Origin of the sequence: Amphritea atlantica (assembly GCA_024397875.1) — a bacterium.
GTDB classification, from domain to species: domain Bacteria; phylum Pseudomonadota; class Gammaproteobacteria; order Pseudomonadales; family Balneatricaceae; genus Amphritea; species Amphritea atlantica_B.
Genome location: CP073344.1, coordinates 534,773 through 559,971, shown reverse-complemented (window position 1 = coordinate 559,971; position 25,199 = coordinate 534,773). Strand labels below are relative to the sequence as shown.

The 25,199-nt window shown below is 50.0% G+C and carries 25 protein-coding genes; 6 read left to right on the top strand and 19 right to left on the bottom strand.

What is annotated here, in order from left to right:
- The first annotated feature begins 147 nt into the window (after positions 1 to 147).
- Positions 148 to 477: a hypothetical protein gene (locus KDX31_02450; GenBank protein ID UTW03913.1), complete on the top strand. Its 330-nt coding sequence runs from the start codon at positions 148 to 150 to the stop codon at positions 475 to 477.
- A gap of 90 nt (positions 478 to 567) precedes the next feature.
- On the opposite strand, the gene KDX31_02445 is transcribed toward KDX31_02450, so the two are convergent.
- The 10 genes from KDX31_02445 to fxsA form a co-directional block, all read right to left on the bottom strand.
- Positions 568 to 948, bottom strand: coding sequence for a c-type cytochrome (locus tag KDX31_02445; protein ID UTW03912.1), 381 nt, complete (start codon positions 946 to 948; stop codon positions 568 to 570).
- Positions 949 to 1,127: 179 nt separating this feature from the next.
- Positions 1,128 to 2,633, bottom strand: coding sequence for a fumarate hydratase (locus tag KDX31_02440; protein UTW03911.1), 1,506 nt, complete (start codon positions 2,631 to 2,633; stop codon positions 1,128 to 1,130).
- A gap of 232 nt (positions 2,634 to 2,865) precedes the next feature.
- Positions 2,866 to 3,693 (bottom strand): prenyltransferase, encoded by an 828-nt coding sequence (locus KDX31_02435; protein UTW03910.1) that lies wholly within the window; start codon positions 3,691 to 3,693, stop codon positions 2,866 to 2,868.
- A gap of 98 nt (positions 3,694 to 3,791) precedes the next feature.
- Entirely contained in the window at positions 3,792 to 5,156 is a 1,365-nt protein-coding gene (yegQ, locus tag KDX31_02430; GenBank protein ID UTW03909.1) for a tRNA 5-hydroxyuridine modification protein YegQ, read from the bottom strand.
- A gap of 37 nt (positions 5,157 to 5,193) precedes the next feature.
- Entirely contained in the window at positions 5,194 to 5,754 is a 561-nt protein-coding gene (gene thpR, locus KDX31_02425) for an RNA 2',3'-cyclic phosphodiesterase (protein ID UTW03908.1), read from the bottom strand.
- Positions 5,755 to 5,854: 100 nt separating this feature from the next.
- Positions 5,855 to 6,463: a glutathione S-transferase family protein gene (locus KDX31_02420; protein UTW05268.1), complete on the bottom strand. Its 609-nt coding sequence runs from the start codon at positions 6,461 to 6,463 to the stop codon at positions 5,855 to 5,857.
- Positions 6,464 to 6,491: 28 nt separating this feature from the next.
- Complete coding sequence (locus tag KDX31_02415) at positions 6,492 to 7,457, bottom strand: hypothetical protein (protein UTW03907.1); 966 nt, start codon at positions 7,455 to 7,457, stop codon at positions 6,492 to 6,494.
- 136 nt (positions 7,458 to 7,593) lie between these two features.
- Positions 7,594 to 9,240, bottom strand: a complete 1,647-nt coding sequence (groL, locus tag KDX31_02410) for a chaperonin GroEL (protein ID UTW03906.1) — start codon at positions 9,238 to 9,240, stop codon at positions 7,594 to 7,596.
- A 58-nt stretch (positions 9,241 to 9,298) separates the two neighbouring features.
- Positions 9,299 to 9,592 (bottom strand): co-chaperone GroES, encoded by a 294-nt coding sequence (locus tag KDX31_02405; protein UTW03905.1) that lies wholly within the window; start codon positions 9,590 to 9,592, stop codon positions 9,299 to 9,301.
- Positions 9,593 to 9,733: 141 nt separating this feature from the next.
- On the bottom strand, positions 9,734 to 10,216 hold the full coding sequence (fxsA, locus tag KDX31_02400; GenBank protein UTW03904.1) for a membrane protein FxsA: 483 nt from the start codon (positions 10,214 to 10,216) through the stop codon (positions 9,734 to 9,736).
- A gap of 423 nt (positions 10,217 to 10,639) precedes the next feature.
- On the opposite strand from fxsA, the gene KDX31_02395 reads away from it, so the two are divergent.
- The 5 genes from KDX31_02395 to KDX31_02375 all read left to right on the top strand — a co-directional run bounded on the left by KDX31_02395 (position 10,640) and on the right by KDX31_02375 (position 16,466).
- On the top strand, positions 10,640 to 11,401 hold the full coding sequence (locus KDX31_02395) for an SDR family oxidoreductase (protein UTW03903.1): 762 nt from the start codon (positions 10,640 to 10,642) through the stop codon (positions 11,399 to 11,401).
- Positions 11,402 to 11,606: 205 nt separating this feature from the next.
- Entirely contained in the window at positions 11,607 to 12,296 is a 690-nt protein-coding gene (gene creB, locus KDX31_02390) for a two-component system response regulator CreB (protein UTW05267.1), read from the top strand.
- The gene (gene creC, locus KDX31_02385; GenBank protein ID UTW03902.1) at positions 12,293 to 13,738 is read left to right on the top strand and encodes a two-component system sensor histidine kinase CreC; all 1,446 of its coding nucleotides are present in this window, start codon (positions 12,293 to 12,295) and stop codon (positions 13,736 to 13,738) included. The genes creB and creC overlap by 4 nt, the downstream gene beginning before the upstream one ends.
- Positions 13,739 to 13,818: 80 nt before the next feature.
- The gene (locus tag KDX31_02380) at positions 13,819 to 15,891 is read left to right on the top strand and encodes a marine proteobacterial sortase target protein (protein ID UTW03901.1); all 2,073 of its coding nucleotides are present in this window, start codon (positions 13,819 to 13,821) and stop codon (positions 15,889 to 15,891) included.
- Entirely contained in the window at positions 15,888 to 16,466 is a 579-nt protein-coding gene (locus tag KDX31_02375; protein UTW03900.1) for a class GN sortase, read from the top strand. The genes KDX31_02380 and KDX31_02375 overlap by 4 nt, the downstream gene beginning before the upstream one ends.
- A gap of 95 nt (positions 16,467 to 16,561) precedes the next feature.
- Here KDX31_02375 and KDX31_02370 read toward each other — a convergent pair whose 3' ends face one another.
- The 9 genes from KDX31_02370 to KDX31_02330 are packed head-to-tail and all read right to left on the bottom strand — an operon-like array spanning position 16,562 to position 25,186.
- Positions 16,562 to 17,788 carry a beta-ketoacyl-ACP synthase gene (locus tag KDX31_02370; GenBank protein UTW03899.1) on the bottom strand — a complete coding sequence of 409 codons (1,227 nt, stop codon included), beginning with the start codon at positions 17,786 to 17,788 and terminating at the stop codon, positions 16,562 to 16,564.
- The gene (locus KDX31_02365; protein UTW03898.1) at positions 17,788 to 18,513 is read right to left on the bottom strand and encodes a 3-ketoacyl-ACP reductase FabG2; all 726 of its coding nucleotides are present in this window, start codon (positions 18,511 to 18,513) and stop codon (positions 17,788 to 17,790) included. The genes KDX31_02370 and KDX31_02365 overlap by 1 nt, the downstream gene beginning before the upstream one ends.
- Complete coding sequence (locus KDX31_02360; protein ID UTW03897.1) at positions 18,510 to 18,962, bottom strand: hypothetical protein; 453 nt, start codon at positions 18,960 to 18,962, stop codon at positions 18,510 to 18,512. The genes KDX31_02365 and KDX31_02360 overlap by 4 nt, the downstream gene beginning before the upstream one ends.
- The gene (locus tag KDX31_02355; protein UTW03896.1) at positions 18,952 to 20,127 is read right to left on the bottom strand and encodes a beta-ketoacyl-[acyl-carrier-protein] synthase family protein; all 1,176 of its coding nucleotides are present in this window, start codon (positions 20,125 to 20,127) and stop codon (positions 18,952 to 18,954) included. The genes KDX31_02360 and KDX31_02355 overlap by 11 nt, the downstream gene beginning before the upstream one ends.
- The gene (locus tag KDX31_02350) at positions 20,124 to 20,687 is read right to left on the bottom strand and encodes a DUF3261 domain-containing protein (GenBank protein ID UTW03895.1); all 564 of its coding nucleotides are present in this window, start codon (positions 20,685 to 20,687) and stop codon (positions 20,124 to 20,126) included. The genes KDX31_02355 and KDX31_02350 overlap by 4 nt, the downstream gene beginning before the upstream one ends.
- Positions 20,675 to 21,907, bottom strand: coding sequence for a tryptophan 7-halogenase (locus tag KDX31_02345; protein UTW03894.1), 1,233 nt, complete (start codon positions 21,905 to 21,907; stop codon positions 20,675 to 20,677). The genes KDX31_02350 and KDX31_02345 overlap by 13 nt, the downstream gene beginning before the upstream one ends.
- Positions 21,904 to 24,222: a hypothetical protein gene (locus tag KDX31_02340; protein UTW03893.1), complete on the bottom strand. Its 2,319-nt coding sequence runs from the start codon at positions 24,220 to 24,222 to the stop codon at positions 21,904 to 21,906. The genes KDX31_02345 and KDX31_02340 overlap by 4 nt, the downstream gene beginning before the upstream one ends.
- Positions 24,219 to 24,779: an outer membrane lipoprotein carrier protein LolA gene (locus KDX31_02335; GenBank protein ID UTW03892.1), complete on the bottom strand. Its 561-nt coding sequence runs from the start codon at positions 24,777 to 24,779 to the stop codon at positions 24,219 to 24,221. The genes KDX31_02340 and KDX31_02335 overlap by 4 nt, the downstream gene beginning before the upstream one ends.
- Entirely contained in the window at positions 24,779 to 25,186 is a 408-nt protein-coding gene (locus KDX31_02330) for an acyl-CoA thioesterase (GenBank protein ID UTW03891.1), read from the bottom strand. Before KDX31_02330 ends, KDX31_02335 begins: the two co-directional genes overlap by 1 nt.
- Positions 25,187 to 25,199 lie beyond the last annotated feature (13 nt).

Here is a 25,199-nt window from a genome sequence, read left to right as displayed (position 1 = left end):
ATCTGCTAATTCAGCTTATAGTCATAAATTCGCTGTATATTAATGAAAACCTGCCGTCGGATGAACATTAATTTTTTACATTCGCCATTTACCCAACTATTTCTGTCAACTATCCTAAAGAGGACAGTACCAAAAGGGGAAAAGACCATGCCAAACAACCATGTTAGTCATCTTCTTAAGAAGCTGGAGGAACAATCGACCGAAAAATCTAAACTGGTAGATTGTAACTTTGCAATCAGCGAAGAAGATAAGTTTAAAGTAGAGGCCTTAGCTGAGCTGTTCCATATCTCTGAAGAGGAGCTGGTTGCTGATCTGCTGCATGCTGCGCTGCTAGAAATCGAAGAAAGGATGCCCTACCGGGCGGGTACGACTGTGATTCGTGTAGAAGAGGGAGACCCCGTCTATGAAGATATCGGACCTATGCCCCGATATATGTCGATCAAAAGCCGGCTCAGTAAGATAACCAGATGTGCCTGACAAGTGGCAAAAATTCCGCTCGCTGAAAACACAACCCCGTGTCAACAGAACAGGCATAATCAGCGGGACGGTTATCCCGCTGAGAGGTGCTTATAACGTTTTCAGATAGGCGATCAGGTAATCCTGTTCCGCAGCATCGGAGATCGCTACATGGCGCATCCGGGTACCCGGAACGAGTTTAGTATTATCAGCAACCCATTGACGCAGGTTATCTTCGGTCCAGACGATACCGGACTCTTTCAGCGCTTCTGAGTATGCAAAGCGTGGCAGCGAAGCCGCCTCTCTCCCCACCACACCAACAAGACTCGGGCCAAAGGCATTCTTGCTACTGTCAGTGGAGTGACAGGCCTGACAGCGTTTAAATACTTCTGCACCGGCAGCAGCCATTGCTGCCTCGTCTGCCTGTACAGAAGTAGCCATCATGCCAACCACCGCGACAGCGGGTAGCAACTTAAGCATTATTTTCTTCATTATCAGGTACTCTCATCGTAATTTATACAGGTCTGAAAAGTATACTGGCTGACAGGCTTAGGGAATTTACTACTTGAGTACCCTTTTGTATCGACTGATGATCTAAATCAATACTCCAGATAGCAAAAAACGCGGCAGGTGCCGCGTTTCTATTTGCTACGAAAGTATTAAGCTAAAACTTAAACCTGCTCAGCAATAATCTGCTTCCACTTTTCCGGGCCGGTGTTATGAACTGAGATACCGTTGCTATCAACGGCCACCGTGACCGGCATATCTTTCACTTCAAACTCGTAGATTGCTTCCATTCCCAGCTCCGGGAATGCCAGCACTTCAGCGTTGGTGATCGCCTTGGATACCAGATACGCAGCACCACCAACCGCCATCAGATAGACCGCTTTGTTATCACGAATGGCATCAATAGCAATCGGGCCTCGCTCAGACTTACCGATCATCCCCAGCAGACCGGTGCTCTCAATAATCTGACGGGTGAACTTATCCATACGGGTTGCTGTCGTCGGACCTGCAGGCCCCACAACCTCTTCACGCACCGGATCAACCGGGCCAACGTAATAGATAAAACGGCCTTGCAGATCAACCGGCAGATCTTCGCCGTTATTGAGCATCTCAACCATCTTCTTATGCGCCGCATCACGACCGGTAAGCATCTTACCGTTCAGCAATACCGTTTCACCTGGCTGCCAGCTCAGTACATCTTCCGGCGTTACGGTATTCAGATCCACCCGACGGGTGCTGGCACCGACCTCGAAGGTTACCTCTGGCCACTGATCCAGGCTTGGTGGCGTCAGTACTGCCGGGCCATTGCCATTCAGTTTGAAGTGGGTGTGACGGGTTGCAGCACAGTTAGGGATCATACACACCGGCAATGAAGCCGCATGAGTCGGGTAGTCCATAATCTTCACATCAAGAACCGTTGTCAGACCACCCAGCCCCTGTGCACCGATACCCAGCGCGTTGACCGCATCCATAATTTCCAGACGCAGCTCTTCTACACGGTTCTGTGGGCCACGTTCACGCAGCTCATGAATATCAATCGGATCCATCAGCGACTCTTTCGCCATCACCGCGGCTTTTTCAGCCGTGCCGCCAATACCGATACCCAGCATACCCGGTGGACACCAGCCAGCACCCATGGTCGGTACGGTCTTCACAACCCAGTCGACAATGCTGTCAGACGGGTTGAGCATCACCATCTTAGACTTATTCTCAGAGCCGCCGCCTTTCGCTGCGACATGAACTTCGACCTCATCGCCTTCAACGATTTCGTAGTGAATAACCGCCGGGGTATTATCTTTTGTGTTCTGACGCTTGCCGGCAGGATCAGCCAGAATAGAAGCGCGCAGCACATTGTCCGGATGAGTATAGGCACGACGAACGCCTTCGTTAATCATATCGGTAACGCTCATCTCAGCGTCCCAGGTGACGTTCATACCAATCTTCACGAATACCGTTACAATGCCGGTATCCTGACAGATCGGGCGTTTGCCTTCGGCACACATACGGGAGTTGATCAGAATCTGAGCCATGGCGTCTTTCGCCGCAGGATTCTGTTCCTTCAGGTAGGCTTCATGTACCCCCTGAATAAAATCGATCGGATGGTAATAGGAGATGAACTGCAGCGAATCTGCAATGCTGCTGATCAGATCGTCTTGGCGAATTACGCTCATTATTGGCTCCGCAATGTCAGGCTTATGTCGTGGGTTGAGGGCTATCTGCGTAACCCTTAACGTGCTCAGTAAAGCTGCTATATAAGCTGTTAGATAAGCCCATATACCAGCTGTTATATATGCTTGTGTATGAGTTATTCGGTAAAGCTGCCGCAGAATTATACACTAATTTTAGTCCCGGGCGTTGTCCGGCCTTAGTCTAAAATTCTATGAGGGAAACGCGGCTTAAGGATTACAGACTAAGACAATACAGCAAGCCAAACAGCATGAAAAAGCGACCACTGGCCGGCGGCAGCGATGCTCTGCCCTGCGCGCCCTGCTGCTGCTTGTACAGCAGCCAGGCCAGCGGCACACTCACCAGCCACCAGCCACCGGTGATCATGTCAGTCATCCAGAGCACGGAAGCCATCACAACAACCGACAGCAGCAGTAACAGGTAAAGCTTCCGGGCCCTGTCGATACCAATCCGTACCGTGAGGGTTCGTATCCCCGTGTCCCGGTCACTCTCAACGTCGCGGATCTCATTAGCCAGCAGCAGTAGCGAACTGATAAGACTGACCGGCACCGAGCGCCAGAACACCAGCCAGCTCAGTTCACCGGTAAGTATGTAGTAACTACCGCACACCATCAGTACGCCCATCAGCCAGAAGACCAGCACCACCGCCATTCCACGGCGTTTGAAGTTGACCGGCTCAACGGTATACCCCAGTGCTCCGGCAAGCCCCACCAGCAGCAATACAAGCAAACCCAGGCCTGTATAGCTAATCAGATAGATACCGAGCGCTGCGGCCAGCAGCAAACAGCACAGTCCGAGCCTGAAGTTACGGATCACCTGGGCTCTGACGCTACTGCTCTTAAGGTGGTGCAGATCAGCATGGTCATTGATCAGATTGACGCCGGCTTGCAGCAGCAGAGCCCCGATCATAATCAGCAGCGCCACAGGATAGCTGAAGCCGGGCTGTGCTGACGCACTGACGATACCCACCAGACAGGTAATCAGCGCTACCGGAAAAGAGAAAGGGCGCAACGCCCGGCCAAGGGAATATTTATCCTGCGTCATCAGATCCCACTGCACTCATCTGTTAAAACGTCCATAAAGGTATCAGAACTGACAAAAAAAAAGGTATCCCAGGATACCTTTTTTACACTTATGATCAATCAGTTACCGCTTTCAAACGCCGGTGCATTCGGCAGATCCCGCATCAACAGGGCATACTCAAGATCGGTATCGATATCCAGCGGCAGACGAACCTTATGACCGGAACCCGGGGCACAGTCCCTGGCTTCACCCTGCAGATTTTCCAGATGCTCAAGCTTAAACTTGCGATTACCGGAAGGGGTCATCAGTTCCAGAGTATCACCCACCATGAATCGGTTCTTCACTTCGATATCAAGGGTCCCTCGCTGTGCATCGCGGCCAATAACCTCACCAACAAACTGTTGATGCACACCAACGGAGTTACCCGTTTCATAGTTCTGATACTCATCATGCACATGACGGCGATAGAAACCTTCCGTATATCCACGGTTTGCCAGGTTTTCCAGCGTATCCATCAGCTGCATATCAAACGGACGCCCGGCTACCGCATCATCAATCGCCTTACGGTAGGCCTGAGCGGTACGGGCCACATAGTAGTGAGACTTAGTGCGCCCTTCAATCTTCAGTGAGTGAATACCCATCTCAGTCAGGCGCTGCACATGCTGAATCGCGCGCAGATCCTTAGAGTTCATGATATAGGTGCCGTGCTCGTCTTCATAGGCGGGCATATATTCACCGGGACGGGTCTCTTCCTGCAGCAGATACATCTTGCTGGTCGGCTCACCTTCTCCCAGCGCAGGCTGCACGGAGGCCTCATTCGGATCGAAACTCTGCACCGGAATCAGGTCGCCATTATCCCCCTGAGTCGCCTCATGGGCATCATATTTCCAGCGGCAGGAGTTAGTGCAGGTACCCTGATTAGGGTCACGGTGATTGATATAACCCGACAGCAGACAACGGCCAGAGTAGGCAATACAGAGCGAGCCATGAACAAACACTTCCAGCTCCATCTCCGGGCACTTTTCACGGATCTCGGCAATCTCATCCAGCGACAACTCGCGGGACATAATAATCCGCTCAATACCCGCCTGATGCCAGAACTTCACACTGGCCCAGTTCATGGTATTACTTTGCACAGACAGATGAATAGGGATATCCGGCCAGTGCTCCTTAACCATCAGAATCAGGCCAGGGTCTGACATAATCAGCGCATCGGGTCCCATCTCGATGACCGGACGCAGATCATCAATATAGGTTTTCAGTTTACTGTTGTGGGGCATAATATTGCTCGCCACATACAGCTTTTTACCCTGCGCATGGGCGATATTAATCCCCTCATGCAGGTTATCCAGATTAAAGTCGTTGTTACGCACCCGCAGACTGTAGCGTGGCTGACCGGCATACACCGCATCAGCACCATAGGCGAATGCGTATTTCATATTGCGCAGCGTTCCCGCTGGCGAAAGAAGTTCTGGTTTAAACATTTTTCACAACATTGAAAAGTTAGGTTCTGCAGCTGGCTCAGGCCATATCCTGCAAGGGAATTGTAAACAGCGGCGTATAGATCGAGCCGCGCTCACCCGGCTTACTCTGGAACAGAATCACCGAATCAGCCAGACTGAAGAGGTCCAGTGATGGCCACTCTTCGGGCGCTTCAAACTGGTTTCTGGCAGGCAGCCGACCGAGTGTAATATGGGGTTTAAAATCTTCTTCTTTAAACTCTATACCCGCCTCTAAAGCGATCTCCATCATCGCCCGGTTAAGGCCACTCAACTCCTCATCTTCCTGACTCATGGCGGCAATGACCGCGAGTTGATTACTCACCGGGTAATATTCTGCCGTATTGATACGCACCTGAAATGAGCGGGCCTCAGCCAGCTTATTACGTGCGATCTCCTCCAGCTGATCAATCTGTTCCAGCGAGATCTCACCCAGAAAGCACAGCGTCAGATGATAAGATTCAGCATCAACCCAGTTTACTTCTATCTGCTTGTCAAACTGACACAGGGTATCAGCGTAATCTGCCAACCATCGGGCCACAGAACCCGGCAGGGCCAGCGCAAAAAACGCACGAATATCCATTAAAGCGTTGTCTACCTCGTCAAAAAAAGACTGACTATTCTGCCTGTCCCCGGTCTGGATCGCAATCACTAACCTGTATAAAAAATCGTCAACATTACTGCTATGCCTGCTGACGTACCTTATCCTGAGCCGGCAGCGCCTGAATACGGCTAACCCAGCGGTCTATTGCGGGATACGCGGAATAATCAAAACCCGCAGCTTTCGGCCAGGCGATCACCGCAGCACCATGAAAATCGGCTACCGTCAGTTTACCGCCCGCAAGATACTCACGGTCCCGTAGATGAACCTCCAGCACCGGTAAAAAACGTTCCAGAATCTGCTGCTGAGCAGCGATAAATGAGTGATCGGGTTCGCCCTGAGCATATTTAACTGCCAGCAACATATCCAGTGCCGGCACCTCAAGCTGATTACTGATAAACAGGCTCCAGCGGTACAGATCCGCCTCCTGCTCGAGGGTATCGACCCACAGCAGGCCATCACCATATTTACGCGCCAGATAGAATAAAATCGCCTGACTCTCCCACAGCACCAGATCACCATCCACCAGCGCTGGTAACTTACCGGTCGGATTCAGAGCCAGGTATTCTGGCGTGCGGGTCGGCTCACTGCGGGGAGCCATGGGAATGTTTTCATATGCGATTCCCAGTGTTTCAAGAACACACATCACCATGCTGGCGCGGGAATAAACCCCGCCATAAACCTTAATCATCATTCATCCCTTCTGACCGGTGATATCTCTACTGAAGCCGTTCTACTTTCAACTGCAGATTATTCAGCTTCTGGCGGATCTGTAACAACTCGTTATTCATCATCAAACGGGAACCATCAATCGCCTTAACCGCCTGCTCATTTACCCTGATCCGACGATCAAGTCCGGCAGAGGCATTCTGATTGTTCTGTAATGCCACAATCTGCTCAGCAAACGCTGACAATTGTTTGCGTTGCTCTGCCTGCTGCAGCTCAACCGACTCACTCAATGCCTGAAACTGAGTACTCAGCGCTGATGAACTCTGCCTGATAGCGGCGACCTGTTTAACATTATCATTGCCCGCCGCCTCACTCACTTGCAATTGTTTATCCAGCTTAGTCAGATCTGCGGTCATCCCCTTAAGGGCCTTAGCCTGCGAATCGATCAGCGCAGAAGCTGCGCTCAACTGTTTTTCCAGCTCGGCAATCTTCGGCGTATTCCGCTGATGAGCAACCACCCAAAGCTTCCCATTCTCGGAATTTAACTTAGCGATTTCGCTATCGAGCCGGGTAATTGCTGTATCAAACTTGCCGACGTCAGCGCCCAGCTTGTCGAACTGTTTCTCAGCGGCCTCAGCCTGTCTCTTGACCTGATTCTGCAATGACTCACCCGTCTGAGCAGCACTGTCCCCGGCCACCAGAAACAGCTTCTGCAATTCAGCAACCTTCTCATCAACCGCCTGCCGCTCGCTCTCCAAAGCCTGCAACTGCTGATGCTGCATAAAGTTCCAGTACGCCAGGCCACCCACGGCCACCGCCAATAACAAAATGATCAGATAACTGAGCGCACTACCACCAGAACGATCTTTCTGCACTGGCACTGGGTTATTACCCTTAGCAACACCACCCTTTTGAGGTGGCTCAGTCTGCGGTTTTACCCCGTCCCCACTGGTAGTCGGCTCCCGCTCCGCCGGCCCAAAGCTCGGAAGCTCCAGATCTTTATCCTGATCACGCATTTGAGTCTCTTCTCTGTCAGATAGATAATTCAGTTCAGCACTGCCGATATTACACCATCCGACAGTTTTTTTGCCAAAAGAAAAGCCCCGTGCAGAACACGGGGCTTTTCGGAGTAGCGTCGCTTATGAGCAGATATTACATCATGCCGCCCATACCGCCCATACCACCCATGCCACCCATATCAGGCATGCCAGAACCACCTTCAGATGGCTTATCAGCGATCATCGCTTCGGTAGTAATCATCAGGCCAGCAACAGATGCCGCAGCCTGCAGCGCAGAGCGGGTTACTTTAGCCGGATCAAGAATACCCATTTCGATCATATCGCCGTACTCACCGGTAGCAGCGTTATAACCGTAGTTACCTTCACCCTTTTCACGGATGTTAGCAACAATAACTGAACCTTCATCACCCGCGTTACCCACGATCTGACGCAGAGGCGCCTCAAGGGCACGGAATGCCAGCTCAATACCGACAGTCTGATCGTGGTTATCACCTTGCAGCGCGCCAACTTTATCCATTGCGCGGATCAGTGCAACACCACCGCCAGGAACAACACCCTCTTCAACTGCAGCACGGGTTGCGTGCAGCGCGTCTTCAACACGGGCCTTCTTCTCTTTCATCTCAACTTCAGTAGCTGCACCCACCTTGATAACTGCAACACCGCCAGCCAGCTTAGCAACGCGCTCCTGCAATTTTTCACGATCATAGTCAGAAGAAGTTTCTTCAATCTGGGCACGTATCTGAGATACACGGGATTCGATCGCCGTATGCTCGCCTACACCATCAACAACAGTGGTATTCTCTTTAGTGATGTTGACGCGCTTAGCCTGACCTAACTGCTCCAAAGTAGCAGTTTCAAGGCTCAGACCAACCTCTTCAGAGATCACAGTACCGCCCGTCAGAATAGCAATGTCTTCCAGCATCGCCTTACGACGATCACCGAAACCAGGCGCTTTAACAGCAGCAACCTTAACGATACCGCGCATGTTGTTAACAACCAGAGTCGCCAGGGCTTCACCCTCAACATCTTCAGCAATAATCAGCAGTGGGCGGGAAGTTTTAGCAACCTGTTCCAGAATCGGAAGCAGATCACGGATGCTGGAGACTTTCTTATCAACGATCAGCATGTACGGATTTTCAAGATCAACGCTCATGCTTTCCTGATTGTTGATAAAGTAAGGAGACAGGTAGCCACGATCGAACTGCATACCCTCTACCACGTCCAGCTCATTTTCCAGACCTGAACCTTCCTCAACAGTGATAACACCCTCTTTGCCAACCTTATTCATCGCTTCAGCAATGATGTCACCCACCTGGGTGTCGGAGTTAGCAGAGATAGTACCCACCTGAGCAATAGCCTTGCTGTCAGCACAAGGTACAGCCATCGCGCGCAGTTGTTCTACAACTGCAGCAGACGCTTTATCGATACCGCGCTTCAGGTCCATTGGGTTCATGCCTGCAGCAACAGACTTCAGGCCTTCATTAACAATTGCCTGAGCCAGAACAGTTGCAGTCGTGGTACCGTCACCGGCAACATCGTTGGCCTGGGAAGCAACTTCCTTAACCATCTGCGCGCCCATATTCTCGAACTTATCTTCCAGTTCGATCTCTTTTGCTACGGATACGCCGTCTTTAGTTACGGTAGGAGCGCCGAATGCTTTGTCCAGAACAACGTTACGGCCTTTTGGCCCCAGAGTTGTTTTAACTGCATCAGCCAGAATATTTACACCCGCCAGCATACGTACGCGAGCATCGTTACCAAACAGTACTTCTTTAGCCATTTTTAAAAATCCTGTGTCTAAAAAAATTCAATCAGAAATTCTTACCGGAGAACTGAACTCAGCTTTCCAGCACACCGTATATATCGCTTTCATTCATGATCAGCAGCTCTTCACCATCAATTTTAACGGTGTTAGAACCGGCATACTGACCAAACAGTACAGTGTCACCAACCTTAACAGCCAGTGCCTGAACTTCACCGGTGCTGGTAATACGACCAGTACCTACAGCGAGAACTTCACCCTGGTTAGGCTTTTCAGCAGCAGAACCTGGCAGCACGATACCACTGGCAGTCGTTGCTTCTTCTTCTTTACGGCGAACAACCACACGGTCGTGAAGTGGACGAATTTTCATTGAATCTCTCTCCTGATCCGTTGATCAAAAAAAGTCAGTTTTGTTGTATAAAATGCAGTCACTCGAAGTGGCTACAAATCCTTGGATGACTCACTAAATGGGGGCAGCAAAAAACATTTCAACACCCGGGCAAAAATATTTTTAATCTTCGCGGCGGAAGTCACCGTCGATGATATCGCCATTCTGGTCGGTATCCCGGGAGCCGGGGGGATGCTGTCGGTGATAAATTGAATCCTCCGGCTCAACACCACTTTGCCGATGAGACATAGCCACCACAGTAAAACGGCTCATGACCTGCCGGGCAAGCGCTTTACGGGTGTAAGGGATAAGACAGAGAAAGCCGATTACGTCAGTAACAAAGCCCGGCGTTAACAGAAGCGCCCCCCCCACCGCCAGCACAATCCCCTCAACCATTTCGTTTCCAGGTATCTGCCCGGCATTCATCCGTTGCTGAGCCCGGGCCAGTGTCGACAACCCCTGATAGCGCAGCATATTGACGCCAATAAAAGCCGATAAAAGCACCAGCCCTACGGTATACCAGGCGCCAATCGCCTGACCCACATTGATCAACACGGTGATCTCAATCACAGGGATGATAATAAATAACAGTAAAAGAAAGCGCATATAGCTCCAGTCCTGAGTCAGACAACCACATCTGCACAGTTCAACAAGGCTACTCCCCGCTCATTTTTGCCATTCGGGGAGTCTGATTAAAAAAACATCTAACATTCAATATAGTTAGGGACTGTTTCACTTTTTTCAACCCCATAAAATCAATCCGCATTTGCAGCATTACGACTAAATAACTACAAAAAGAACCACTAATTCCTGCACAAATTAATTCTTTATAATCATACACTTAAGCAAAAAAGGACACGGAGTTGATAATATAAGCCATTGTTTATTATGAACTTTAAACAATAACCCTTTTAGGCAGTAGACTTTTTTGCAGAAGCGTTATAAGTTCTTATGCTAAGCATTTTGCAACGCACAAAAACAGCTATTATAAAAAGAAAATAAAATATAGAAGATAAGGTAGTAAAACTGATGGAACTGAAAGATAAAGTAATCGTTATTACTGGTGGCGGCCGTGGTCTGGGTCGTGCAATGGCACTGGAACTGGCAGAGAAAGGCGCGAAACTGGCTCTGGCTGATCTGGACCAGGAAGGTCTGGACGAAACCGTTGGACTGTGTATGGAGTTCGGCGTAGAAGCCCGGGGCTACATCGCCAACGTTTCTGATGAAGACTCTGTTGTTAAGCTGTTCAACGACGTAGCCTCCGATTTTGGTGCCCTGCATGGCCTGGTAAACAACGCTGGCATCACCCGTGACGGCCTGTTCATCAAAGTTAAAGATGGCGAAGTTGTCAGCAAAATGAGCCTGGACAACTGGAACCTGGTAATGGACGTTAACCTGACCGGTACATTCCTGTGTGGTCGTGAAGCGGCTATCAAGATGATCGAACTGGGCAATCCAGGCTGCATCATCAACATCTCCTCTATCTCACGCCACGGCAACATGGGACAGACCAATTACACCGCAACTAAAGCGGGCGTAGAAGCAATGGCTGTTACCTGGGCTAAAGAACTGGCGCGTTACGGTATCCGTGCAGCCTCTATCGCTCCGGGTTACATCGGCACGGAGATGGTTCTGAGCATGAAACCTGAAGCACTGGAGAAGATCGCTTCCGGCATTCCTGCCAAGCGTCTGGGTAAGCCACAGGAGATCGCTAATACTGTCGCTTTCATCATGGAAAACGACTATGTAAATGGCCGTTGCATCGAAGTAGACGGCGCACTCCGGATCTGATCCCCAACCGTTCAGTCATAAAAAAGCCAGCAGCGATGCTGGCTTTTTTGTTTTTGCCCCTGAAATGCTCGACCTTGGTTACCGTTCCACAGCCGACTTTTACCTCCCTTAATCAAGTATCAGAGTTGCCGCCTCATGTTCCCTTTAACTGGTGAAGTCGACTATGGCATACTTCGCTGCATTCAAGCAGCCACTTAAAGTAAGCATGATGATCAAAACCATATTAATCGTTGAAGATGAAGCAGAGATCGCCGATGCATTAATTTATGTGCTGAAAGCTGAAGGTATGGACCCTATTTGGGTGAGCACAGCCCAAAATGCTTTGATAGAACTTAACGCCACTGCTGTTGATCTGGCTATTTTAGATGTCGGGCTGCCTGACGGTAATGGTTTTGACCTGTTTAAAACTATTCGGGAAAGTTATTTGATACCGATGATGTTTTTGACCGCCCGTTCGGAAGAGATTGACCGGATTATTGGCCTGGAGATCGGTGCCGATGATTATGTCACAAAACCGTTCAGCCCCAGAGAAGTGGCAGCAAGAGTTAAAAACATCCTTAAGCGGGCTGCTATGCAGCCCAACACTGACACACACCTGACGAAGAACGGCTTTAATTTAGATAGCCAGCAGATGAAAATCACTTACCAGGGTCAAATGCTGGAGCTGACTCGCAGTGAATATTCGCTACTCGAAACCCTGATAAACCATCCGCAACAGATATTTTCCCGTCGACAATTGATAGAAGCCGTATGGTCATCGCAACACCCATCTGATGAGCGGGTGATTGATACACATATTAAGAGTTTGCGGCATAAGCTGAAAAATATCGATGCCGTTGATGTACCCATTATGACTCATCGGGGTTTTGGTTATTCACTGGCTGCTACTTCATGATAAAAATAAGCTTTAGTCTGCGTGCCTTTTTTGTCTTTTTTATTATTCTGGGTGTGTTGACCTGGTTTTTTCTGGATAAAGCCACAGACAAACTGAGCACCGCATTTCAGCAATCTTCGGAAACGGTGTTAGTCGATACCGCTAACTTACTGGCAACGTCTTTAGAGCATCAGTTTCGAAATCAGGTGCTGGATACTGATGAAATTGCACTCATTTTTGAAGAAAGCTATAAACGCCAGATCCAGGCGCAAATCTACAGCTTATATAAAAATGCTATTGATCTGGAGATCTACATCACCAATCGGCAAGGCATAGTGATCTATGATTCTACAGGCCAACATGAAGGTGAAGATTTTTCTGCCTGGCGCGATGTGAGACTGACCCTGGAGGGTAAGTATGGAGCCCGGAGTAGTTTTCGTTATGAGGATAAAACGAGCAAAACTGATGAGAAAATTATGGTTGTTGCTGCCCCGATTCAAATTGAAGAGGATATCGTCGGCGTGCTTAGTGTCGTCAAACCTATCAAGCCATTAGAGCAGTTACTGGCAACCGAAAGCGAGAACTTAAAAACCTACATTCTGTTTGCCTTAGCAGCGGCCATGCTGATTGGCTATTTGGTGAGTCGTGGTTTCACTGCGTCCATCTCACGCCTGGTAGATTATGCCAATAACATGGCTTTAGGGGAGCGTAGCAACCAACCGGCGTTTATGGATAAACGTTTTGATAACCTGGCAACAGCGATTACGCATATGCGTGATCAACTGGATGGTAAGGAATATGTCGAACACTACATCCACGGCTTAACTCATGAGTTAAAAACACCCTTAACAGCGGTGGCGGCAGCGGCAGAACTGTTATCTGAAGAGATGCCTGCAGATGAACAGAAGCGTTTTATTAATAATATCTGCGCCTCAAATACACGTATGCAGGCATTGGTAGAACGCATGTTGGATCTGGCCAGGCTGGAAAACATGACCACACTGACAGAGGTTAATGCGTTTGATTTAGCTGATATTATTGGCGCGAAAATACGCGAAAATGATGCCCTTATTCGTGAGTATGATCTGCATATCCATTTTGATAAATCGGAACAACTAATAGTCCATGGTGATAAATTATTGTTGCAGCAAGCAATAAGCAACCTACTGGATAACGCCCTGGAAAATAGTCCGCAAGGTGGCCACATAACCATTAGGTATGAACTCAAATCTAATCAGCATCAGATTAAAACAATCAATGAAGGTCAATTAGATGATTTTATGATCGAACGTGCGTTTGAGCGTTTTTTCTCATTACATTCTAAAAATGGCGCACGTAAAAGCACCGGGCTTGGTTTGAGTTTTGTGCGTGAAATCATGCATCTGCACCATGGCGAAGTAAAATTAAGCAATACGGTATCAGGCGTCTGTGCAGAAATGTCCTGGCCCGCTGAGTTAAGCTGAATCAAAAAAACACATAATCCACACATAAATCACAAGTGGCTTTGAGAAAGTTGTTCCAACCGAATTTAAGGAGGAATGACATGAACAAGCAACTACCCCATCTGATAACGCTATTGATGTGCTGGTTATTAATAGCCCCCGCACAGGCCAGCATCGAAGACACCGATACTTCACCGCAACTATTGATTAATGATGCTCAGCAAGGTTCACAACCGGCCCTGTTAATGACTAGTCACATTAAAGGGCAGGTTAATGGTCTGGTAGTGTCTATGACTCTGACTCAGGAATTTCAAAACACCAGCGCCAATTGGGTCAACGGCCGATATGTGTTTCCATTACCAGATGATGCCGTTGTCGATAGCTTAACGCTGACAAATGAAGATCGCGTTTTACAGGGTGTCGTCAAGGAAAAACAGGAAGCCAAAAAGATTTTTGCACAGGCGAAAGCAGCCGGTAAAAAAGCGGGCTTACTAGAACAAAATCGTCCCAATTTATTTGCTATGTCGATGGCGAATATCGCCCCTCAATCAATAGTCAAAGCAGAAATAACCTGGGTACAAAAAGTGCATTATGAAGGCGGCGTGTTTTCATTATCCCTACCCACAACCCTTACGCCTCGCTACATTCCAGGAGAAAGCCTGCAACTTAGTTTGAACGAGTTAACCGAACAAGCTGAACCGGTTGCAGCAACCATACAGCAGGGTTGGGCGGTACACACCGATCAGGTTCCAGATGCATCAGAGATCACACCTCCACAAGTAACAGGAATGAAGAGAGTCGATACGCACCGTATTGATATAGATATTCATCTGAATGCGGGTCTGCCCTTGGATAAGGTTTCAAGCATCAGTCATGCAATAAAAGTAGAGCAGCAAGGATCGGCTTATCGGGTCAGTTTTCAGAATAAAGATGAACTCATGGACAGGGATGTATTGTTGCAGTGGCAAGCCGCGGCGCATTCAATTCCCCAGGCGGCTATGTTCACCGAGAAACAGGGAGAGGCTTATTACAACTTAATCATGATCAATCCACCGGTAAAAAATATTGTGTCAACCTTGCCAAAAGATGTGACCTTTATTATAGATACCTCCGGATCAATGGCTGGCGGCTCAATGGAACAGGCTAAAAATGGATTGTTGACCGCCTTAAATCTGTTATCGCGTAAAGACCGTTTTAATATTATTGAATTTAATAATAAGTCCAATCAGTTATATGATGATTCTCATTCCGTATCGGACGATAGCCTTCGTTCGGCACAGACCTTTGTAAAAAATCTCCACGCTGATGGCGGGACTGAGATGATGGGGGCTCTTAAACGGGCGATTGCTCAGCCAGAGCATGAAGAGTATCTGCGTCAAATCATTTTCATTACGGATGGTTCCGTGGGTAATGAAAAAGCATTATTCAGTTACATCAATCAGCATCTGGGTAAAGCACGTTTGTTCACTGTTGGTATAGGCAGTGCGCCGAACACTCACTTTATGCATGGCGCGGCCAAATATGGCAGAGGCACGTCGACTCAAATCAGTGACTTATCAGAAGTGAACGCAAAGATTACCCGCTTATTTGAAAAACTAAGTTATCCGGTGATGCGTGATATCAAAGCGCAATGGCCATCGGATATCACCGTAGAATCTTATCCTGCCAATATCCCTGATCTATATGTGTCTGAGCCAATTATGCTGATTGCACGGTCTGAACAGCCAATCGACACGGTCACACTCACTGGGCAGATAGCGGGTCAGCTCTGGCAACAGCAATTGACGGTTGAACAGGGAGGCACAGCCAGCGCCGAGAATATTAATAAGATCTGGGCGCTGGATAAGGTAAATGATTTGATAGAAAAATCTGTTCTCTATGGTGAACCCGTCACAAAGTACAAAAATGACATTGTAAAAATAGGCGTTGAAAACCAGATCGTGACGCAATTCACCAGTTTTGTCGCCGTTGAAAAAGAGATTTCAAAACCTGAGCATGCCGTAGCTAAAGATGCGCAAGTGCCTAACTTACTGCCTAATGCCAAAAAAGTTCATGCTCCCGGTACTGCGACACCAGCCACCTTGCAGATAATACTGGGCTTGATCCTATTGCTCTGTGCCCTTGTTTACCAACGCTTCGCCCAGCGTCCACGCCAAAAGGGTCTGCAAGCATGAAGGCGCGCAGATATCTCATTATGCTAAGCCTGATTGCAGCGAGTGCATGGCTGATGGGGAACGGACTTTATATTAAAGCCAAAGCCCAGGTGGCGGATTGGATGATTAGCAACACTTGGGAGGAGCGCCAGCCCGATGGCGCTCCACAAAAGCCCTGGCCCTGGGCCGATACCTGGGTGGTCGCTCGTATTGAGGTGCCTCGCTTAGGCAAAAAACAGTATGTAATGCAGGATGCCAGCGGTGAATCGCTGGCATTTGGCCTGGGTGCAGTGATCCCCGTATCAGGCAATGGCTACAACTTTATTTCGGGACATCGGGATACCCATTTTGACTATCTCGATAAGTTAATAGTAGGTGATACGGTAACCATTGAAACCTATCCGGGTCAGCGACTGACATACCGGATCACGGCCACCGATGTGGTTGATACCCGAAACGGTCCGTTTACAGTCGATCAGGATAACGAAGGGTTATCATTAATCACCTGCTGGCCGATGGATAGCATAGTCCCGGGAGGGCCATTACGTTATGTCGTTTCAGGGGTATTAACCGGACGGACAAACGCCGGGATATGACATTGTTCGATTAAACTAATGCAGTTAAACAAACCTTCCTGAGCAGCATAGTCATTTGAATTAAGCTGCTCTACAAATTGTGGGCACTCGGACACTTAACGCCAGCGCTTGAAAATCAGAGAGGTATTAATCCCACCGAAGGCAAAATTATTACTCATGACATACTCGGTGTGGATGCTTCGTCCCTCACCCATGATGTAATCAAGTTCACCACATTCCGGATCCACATTCTCCAGATTTACCGTTGGACAAAACCAGTCATGATTCATCATTTCGATTGCAGTCCAGGCCTCAAGTGCACCACATGCGCCCAGTGTATGGCCGGTATAGCTCTTCAACGAACTGATCGGTGTTGCATTACCAAACACTGAAGCGGTCGCGTGACTTTCCGCTACATCACCCCGACCTGTCGCGGTACCATGCGCACTGATATAGCCAATATCGCTGACCGACACATCAGCATCATTCAGCGCTAACCGGATAGCTGTTTCCATAGTTGCGGCATTTGGCTGAGTGACATGCTGACCGTCCGAGTTAGTGCCGAAGCCAACCACTTCAGCATAGATCCTGGCCCCCCGGTTAAGAGCGTGTTCAAGTTCTTCAAGAATAAGGGTTCCGCTCCCCTCCCCGATCACCAGTCCATCACGGTCTTTGTCAAAAGGTCTCGGCGATTTTCCGGGGGTTTCATTCATAACACTGGTTGCAAACAGGGTATCGAAAACAGCAGCCTCTGTTGCGCACAGCCCTTCACTGCCACCGGCGACCATAACCTGCTGCAAACCATATTTGATTGCCTCATAGGCATAACCAATCCCCTGGCTGCCGGATGTGCAGGCACTTGAAGTCGTTATTACACGACCCCGGATACCGAAATAAACACCGATATTAACGGGGGCCGTATGCGCCATCATCTTCACATAAGAGTTTGCATTCAAACCATCGGATGAATGGTTTATAAGCATCTTACCGAAATCAACGAAGGCTTCGGTGTCACCGGCAGAAGAGCCAAAAGCGATTCCTGCCAGACCCTGCCCAAGCTCCTCCGAGCCTAACAAGCCAGCGTCAGCCAGCGCTAATTCGGTGCTGTAAACCGCAAGTTGGGCGACCCGCCCCATGCTACGCAGATCTTTTCGTTTATAGTGGGAAGGCATCGAGAAATCGGCCACAGGTCCGGCGAGACGGGTATTAAGCCCATCATAGATATCCCATTCATCCATGCGAACAATCCCGGTTTTCAACAACCGCAGATTTTCCCCAATCGTTTGCCAGTCATTTCCCACCGGAGAAAACCCGGCCATTCCCGTAACCACTACACGTTTCATCAATACATCCCACCATTTACGGAGATTACCTGCCGGGTAATATAGCCGGCGTCTTCAGACATAAGGAAACTGACCGTAGCCGCCACTTCGCTGACACTCCCTACCCGCTGCATAGGGATCATCTTCATCGCTTCGTCCAAGGCCAGATGCTCGGTCATCTCTGTTTCGATAAGACCGGGAGCGACACAGTTTACGGTAATTTTCCGTTTTGCCAGTTCCACGGCTAGAGCCTTTGTCGCGCCGATAATACCCGCTTTTGCCGCGCTGTAATTAACCTGTCCGCGGTTACCCATTTCACCCGAGACTGAAGAGAGGGTGACAATCCGACCCGCTTTTCTTCGCCGGATCATCGTCATAATCACCGGATGAAGGACATTATAAAAACCATCAAGGTTGGTTCTGATCACCTCATCCCACTCATCGCCGGGAATCGCAGGAAAAGCATTATCCCGGGCTACCCCCGCATTGCAGACAACGCCATAATAGCCTCCGAAAGCCTCGGTATCCTGTTCCAGAATACTCCGGCTCTGATCCCGGTCAGCAATATCAAACTGAAGAATCCTTACATTGCGCCCTAAATCGCGGATCTGAGAGGCCACACCCTCAGCCTCCTCCAGGTTTGTTCGACAATGCAACACAATATCGTAGCCATCCTGAGCAAGCCGGAGCGCTATACCTTTACCAATTCCCCGGCTTGAACCGGTAACAAGAACCGTTCCCTTCATTCACTTGCCCCTTGTAAAAATTGTTCCGCATCCTCAGGCTGAAACACATTCAGACTCGCACTGGCGGTGTAACCGTTACCTTGCAGAGTACAGTCGAAGGCGCTCAAGCCATTTTCAGCTTGCATGTTCCTGATTACCGTCAACTCTAACCGGTCTCCTGGCAGGAAGTAATCAGTACTACAAAGATACTTACGGGTTCCCAATAAAAAACCCAGTTTAGGCGCTCCACCGTTAAGCCGTTCCTGCAATCCGGCAAACGCACCGATAGCCTGAGCCAGATACTCCAGACCGACCCATGAGGGCACCCCTGTCGAATCGGCAAACATTGAATCCTTCGTTATTACAACCTGAGCCGTCAGGCGGTCTTCTCCATGGCCCGTGATAGAGGTCAGCAGACTCATCCGCCCCGAGTGAGGCACCAGATCTGCGACCCGATATTCAGATATCATTACACCCTCTCAATATCAGCGATATATTATTACCACCGAAAGCAAATGAATTGCTCAGCATATACTCCGGGGTCGTATCTGCGCAGGCTTCAGATACAAGATTGATAACCGGTAATGCAGGGTCAGCACATCCATCCCAGTGATGGGGCGGAATAAAACCCTGCCGCAGCGCCAGCCAGCAAATAGCGGCCTCGAGCGCACCAGCGGCTCCCAGAGTGTGCCCGGTAAATGGCTTAGTTGAACTACAACAGACTTCAGAACCAAATACTTCGGCAACCGCACGGGACTCCATCTGATCATTCAACGATGTCGCGGTACCGTGCAAATTGATATAACTGATCTTTTCAGCAGGGACGCCGGCATCGCTTAAGGCCGCAGTCATACATCTCACAGCACCGGCACCCGAAGGGTCCGGAGCAGAGATATGATGGGCATCAGAGCTTTCGCCGACCCCAGCAAGCTCAATACCTCCAGCCTCTTCAGTCACCAGAAACAACGCTGCCGCTTCTCCGATATTGATGCCATTGCGATTAATACTGAAAGGATTACACGGCTGCTTACTGACCGCTTCAAGTGAGGAAAAGCCCTGCACCGTGAGGTGACACAGGGTATCCACCCCACCAGCGATCACTGCATCACACAGGCCAGAGCGCAACAACCTTCGCGCCGATGCCAACGCTTTGCTGCCGGAAGAGCAGGCAGTAGAGATACCAAATACAGGCCCACTAACCCCCAGCTGTTTCGCCACAAAGGCCGCTGTCGCTCCCATCTCCTGAAGACCATAATCATAGCCTTCAGGCACCTGCCCGGTTACTGCACGCTGACGGAGATAATTTTCGCTATCTCCAATACCCGAAGTGGATGTACCAATGACAACCCCGACACGATCCGCCCCATAGCGTTTTACGGCAGCATCTGTTTCACTGCGTATCTGATGTAACGCAGCCAGGGCAAAGCGATTATTCCGGCTGTGCCATTTCGACTCACTGAAGAGGATTTCAGGGAGCTCACCGTTATACAGTCCTAAAGGAAGCGGATTTCCGTTACTGAACTGATCAGTCAGGGTTAAGTCCGGCAGTCCGGAACTAAGTAACTCACACACCTGCTCAGGCGAATCGCCCATCGCACTGAGCATTGCCATCGCATTGAGGTAACATCGTCTCAAAGTACCAAATCCTTCCGCTCAAGCGTCTCAATTCTGACCTGATATCCGGCCCGGTAGTTTTCTATACTAATCTGCTGTCCATCATATACAACATCCAGTAAGACACTGTCGCTATGGATCAACTGACGCCGCTTATCGGTTATCTCTATTTTCCAGCCCTGCTCAGCAGCGTAGCTATTCTGCAGAGCCTCGTCTGGCCAGAGTGCGAACTGAATCAGTGCCAGTATATCTTTACCCGGCAGTTCAATCGAGGGAGCGTTACGCTGTTCCAGCTGCTCTCCATCAAACTCAAGATAGAGCAACTGCTGACCCGTTGGCAGCAAAGCAACCAGTTTAGCCTGATCATAGTTAAACCGGCAGATTGCGACAAACTGCTGTTGTTGCCTCCAGCCTGTCAGGGTGACCCGCTGAGTCAGTAATACCGGTGCAGGCCCCGCTGACGGGCTAAGCAGCAACATATCAACCGGCTCCGGCACAGGACGAATCACACTACACCCTGCCGCCAACAGCAGGAGTAACGCCAGACTCGCTCTGATCAGTTGTGTCCCTATTTTCGACATAGCTCAGCCAGAGTCGTCAGGCGGCGGGGATCGCGCACATAGGGATTCCCGGTATCCCAGGCATAACCGGCAAGAATCGAACTGATCATCTCTTTGATCTGCTCACTTTTTCCGTCGGCAAAAATCACATCCTGCAGCCGGCCATCGTACCAGCCTTCAACAAATGCTCTGAAGGTATCAACCCCCTGCATCAACGGAACGGCATATTCTTTTTGCCAGTCAGGCTCAAGCCCCTGGAGTTGCTGGTGCACCACCTCTGCGGCCAGCGAGGCTGACTTCAGAGCGATGGTAACACCCGAGGAAAACACCGGGTCGAGAAACTCTCCGGCATTACCCAGCAATGCAAAGCGCTCACCATAGAGCGATTCGACATCACATGAATAACCGTCAATGATACCCACAGGCGTATCAAATTCTGCGTTTTCCAGCACCCGCTGCAACATCCCCCCTTCAGCGATAAACTGCTGAAGCAGCTCGCATTCAGTACACTCTGACCCGGCATGCAACTCTCGCGGTAAGACAACGCCCACTGACGCACGACCATTACTGAAAGGGATCAGCCAATACCATACGGCCGGATGCTCCGGGTGAACGGTAATTAAGATCTTATTCCTATCAAAGCCGGCATCGGTAATATTGTCTTTGATATGGGTAAACAGCGAGACCCGGGGAGCAAGGGTCGATGCTTTTTCCAACTGCAGCAGCCGTGGCAGAACCCGGCCAAAGCCACTACCGTCGAGAATAAATGCTGCGCCAACCTGATAAGCTGAACCATCCTCTGAGACAACATCTATCTGCACGGCATCCGCCATAGTGGTTACGGCAACGACAGTCTGACCATAACAAATTTCGACGCCATGAGCGCTGGCACAATCCGCCAGGACTTTATCAAAGCGATCTCTTTGCACCTGAAAGGTTGTCCCCCAACCGTCGGAAAATTTCTCCCGGAAATCGAAACAATCATAATCATCTGCGCGCGTAAACGCGGCACCATTCTTATGCTGAAAACCTGCTTCAACAACCGCCTGCAACATGCCTGCCTGCTCAAGAAACGCCATACTCTGCGGCAGCAGGCTCTCGCCGATGGAAAAGCGGGGGAAATGCTCTTTCTCCAGAACCAGAACCCGGTAACCCAAGTCGGCTAATAATGAGGAAGCAACCGCCCCTGCAGGGCCAGCGCCAATAACAACGACGTCGTAACATCCGTGTGAAACGGTCATATTCTAATCTCCGGTTGTAGCCTTCGCATAAGTGGTGCAATTAACCAGACCAAACAGAGTCCGGGCAATACAATGATGCCGAAATGAAAAAGTACGGGGGTTTTACTGAAGGTTAATAAACCAAATGCCAGCAAACTGGTAACCGCTGACAGACTGACAGCCAGCCAGGTATGATCACTGTCCGCCGCCTCATAAAGGAAAATCCCCATATCCAGGCCGATACCCAGGACCAGCATCAGGGCGATAAGGTTAAACAGGTTATAGCCCCCCTGACTAAGGATCAGTGCAGCAAAGGTGATCAGTGATGCGATCAGCGGAGGCAGGATAATGCGCCAAAGATCGAAGCGGTATCGAATCGCCAACAGAACCACGACCAGACAATAGGCTACCAATAGCCATTGAATTATCTGTTGTCGATAGCCCGATAGCAGATCACTGATGCTGGTAACACGATCAACCCAATAAACCCCCGGCTCTTGTTCGGACAATAATTTCAGCTGCGATTTCAGATCCTGCGTCAAAGCCCCTTTCAGGCGAATAACGCTGGCCGCGGCTCCATCTGTGTCACTGACAAGCAGCTGACGCCAGCCTTCACTTGCCTGAAAAGTCTGCCACTCAGACGGCGTCAGAAGCCGATTAACGCCCAGCTCAAGCGCTTGTTTTACCTTTTGCTGCTGAGGTTCAGAGAAACGCAGTACAGCAGCCATCTCCGGAAGGTACTGGCGATACAGATCCCGGATTAAATCGCTGTTTTCAGATTGCCGTTGCAGCGACGGAAGCATCTGAGATAGCGCCTGATAGCCTTGCAATGCAGACGGGCCCAGCAAAGATTGCAGTGCCGGAGATAAGCGTTCTTCGGTTTGCAGCACCGCCTCGACACTTTCCCCGGTTATCAGGATAAACTGTGCGCTACTGCTATTGCCGAGCAGTTGCTGCACCCGGCGATCTTCATCCAGTAGTTCTGTCGATGACGTTTGCAGGAGGCGAATATCATCCTGTGGTTGCCCCTGCCATATAATCACCAGACTGATCAGCGATACTGCAACAAAACCAGCAAGCAGCAGCGGCTGTGATTCCAGCCGTGGATAACGCTGGCGCCAACGGTTTAACAGTACCGCAGAGGACAACGCTTTCTGCGGTGCACCACGGTTAATAAGGGGCAACCAAAGCAACACAGTCAGCCAGGCTGCTGTCAATCCGGTAACCGAGAACACTGCCATCTGGCGCAAACCGGGAAACGGCGCTAACGCCAGCCCCGCATAGGCGATCACACTGGAGACTAACCCGAGTAGCAATCCGGCAAACAGATTTTTCACTACCCGGTCTGCGGGCTGCACCTGTCTCTCACAGATAAAGTGCAGCGCATAATCAACCGCAACCCCCACCAGCCCCGCACCAAACGCGAGTGTTATCAGATGAATCCGGCCAAAGATCAGCAACGTCACGGCGCTGGCCATCAAACACCCCATCAGAACCGGAAGTAACACAGCGCCCAGCGAACTGATACGTTTAAAGATCAGCAGCATCAGCAGCACAATGCCCAGCAATGATCCCAGCCCGATGGTTGAGATCTCCGTTTTTGCCTGCTGCGCACCGGCAGCCGCGTGCCAGATTAAACCGGAGCGATACAACTGAACACCCAGCTGTTCCAGTTCCTGATCAAGAGGATCAACCACCGCCAACACCCGCTGCTGTATGGGTAAGGAGAAGGGATCCTGTTGTAAGCGAAGCCGGATAACATAGGCGGGCAGTTCAGCCGCAGTCAGTCGGAACAGTCCCTGCTCCAGAGTCATCTGCAAACCGGATTGCTGAGACATCTGCAGATCGGCATACAACGCAAAAGGATCCCCGAGCGGATCCTGATATCCTCCCGAGAGAGGACTGAATAGTTGCTGCAATGCCAACTGATACTGTTGCCTGTCCTGTCCGGCTAGTAACCTGTTTCGAAGCCCGTCACTCAGTACACTAAAGCGGAAAGGATATAACTCATTGGCACCTAGCGCTGAATCATCCAGTTGCCAGTCGATGTTCGCAACATCAGACAGTGCGGCTAAACGTTGCGCCGCAATAGCAACCGCGTCTCGGGCAACGGTTTTCTCTTCCGCAGCGATAACCAGTAATACCTGCGCGGAGAAATCCTCAGCCAGCTTATCAACCGCCCGACTAATCTCCGGGCGCTGCTCAGTCGCAGGCAGGAGGGCCATCAGGCTGGTATCAAATGCGGGCCCCTGCCTGATGGCGGCCACCACTACACCGATGGCGACCATCAGCCACAGAAACGCAAGCAGGCGCCCTTGCTGCAGTGCAATCTTCACTGCTGCAGCTCGATAAATGTAATCTGGGTCCGGTCCCCTGCGGCCTCAAAGAGCACTACCTCCCGAAGCAACTCATCGCCGCTGAGTTCAACCCGGGTTACCACCTGTTCAACACTTTTATCAATCGGATGCAGAACCACCGTCCAGCGCTGTGTTGAGCCCTGAACCTCCATCTCAAAGTATTCTGCCAGAGTCTGCCACTGAGCTGTCATCACCCCAAAAAAGATATCGCTGAAAATAGTCACAACCGGGTTATTCTGACTATCCAGGCTTGAAAGAACGGTATCCCCCTGCTGATTGGAAATAGTGCGGGGGGTCAGTGTTAACAGGTTATCGATAGGTGTAAGTGTGTGCCACCGAATCGAGCTGCCCCGCTGATAGTCAAAACGGCCGGTCGACTCAAACCGGGCATCCAGCGCCTGAACAAACTTCACCTGAGTGAACTGTCCATGCAGGCTCTCCGGGGCGCTGGTCAGAGATTCCAGCAGTTTATAATCCGTTGCTGCCTGACTCACAACGGGTAATCCGACACACAAGAGTAAAATAAGCCATCGCATCACGATTTAAGCCTCAGCTTTTCAAACACAATATCGGGGGACACATACAGCATCTCGCCACTGGCAACGTCTACCGCGACCTGAACGGTATACGCTTTAGTCAGACGTTTCCCGGTTTCCGCATCGGTTATCAGGTAATTCACCTTGAATCGATTTTCCCACTCTACCAGCGTCGCCTTAACCTTAACCTTCTGCTGGAAGCGCAAAGGTTGTGCATAACGGATACGCATATCAATCACCGGCCAGGCATAGCCGGACTGATCCATCTGCGGAACATTGTAATCAAACTGTTCGAACAGCTCGCAGCGGGCTATCTCCAGATACTTGGCATAATGCCCGTGCCAGGCCACCCGCATGACATCGACATCATGAAACGGAATCTCAATAATAATTTCAGCTTCAAACATGCAGACTCCCGGA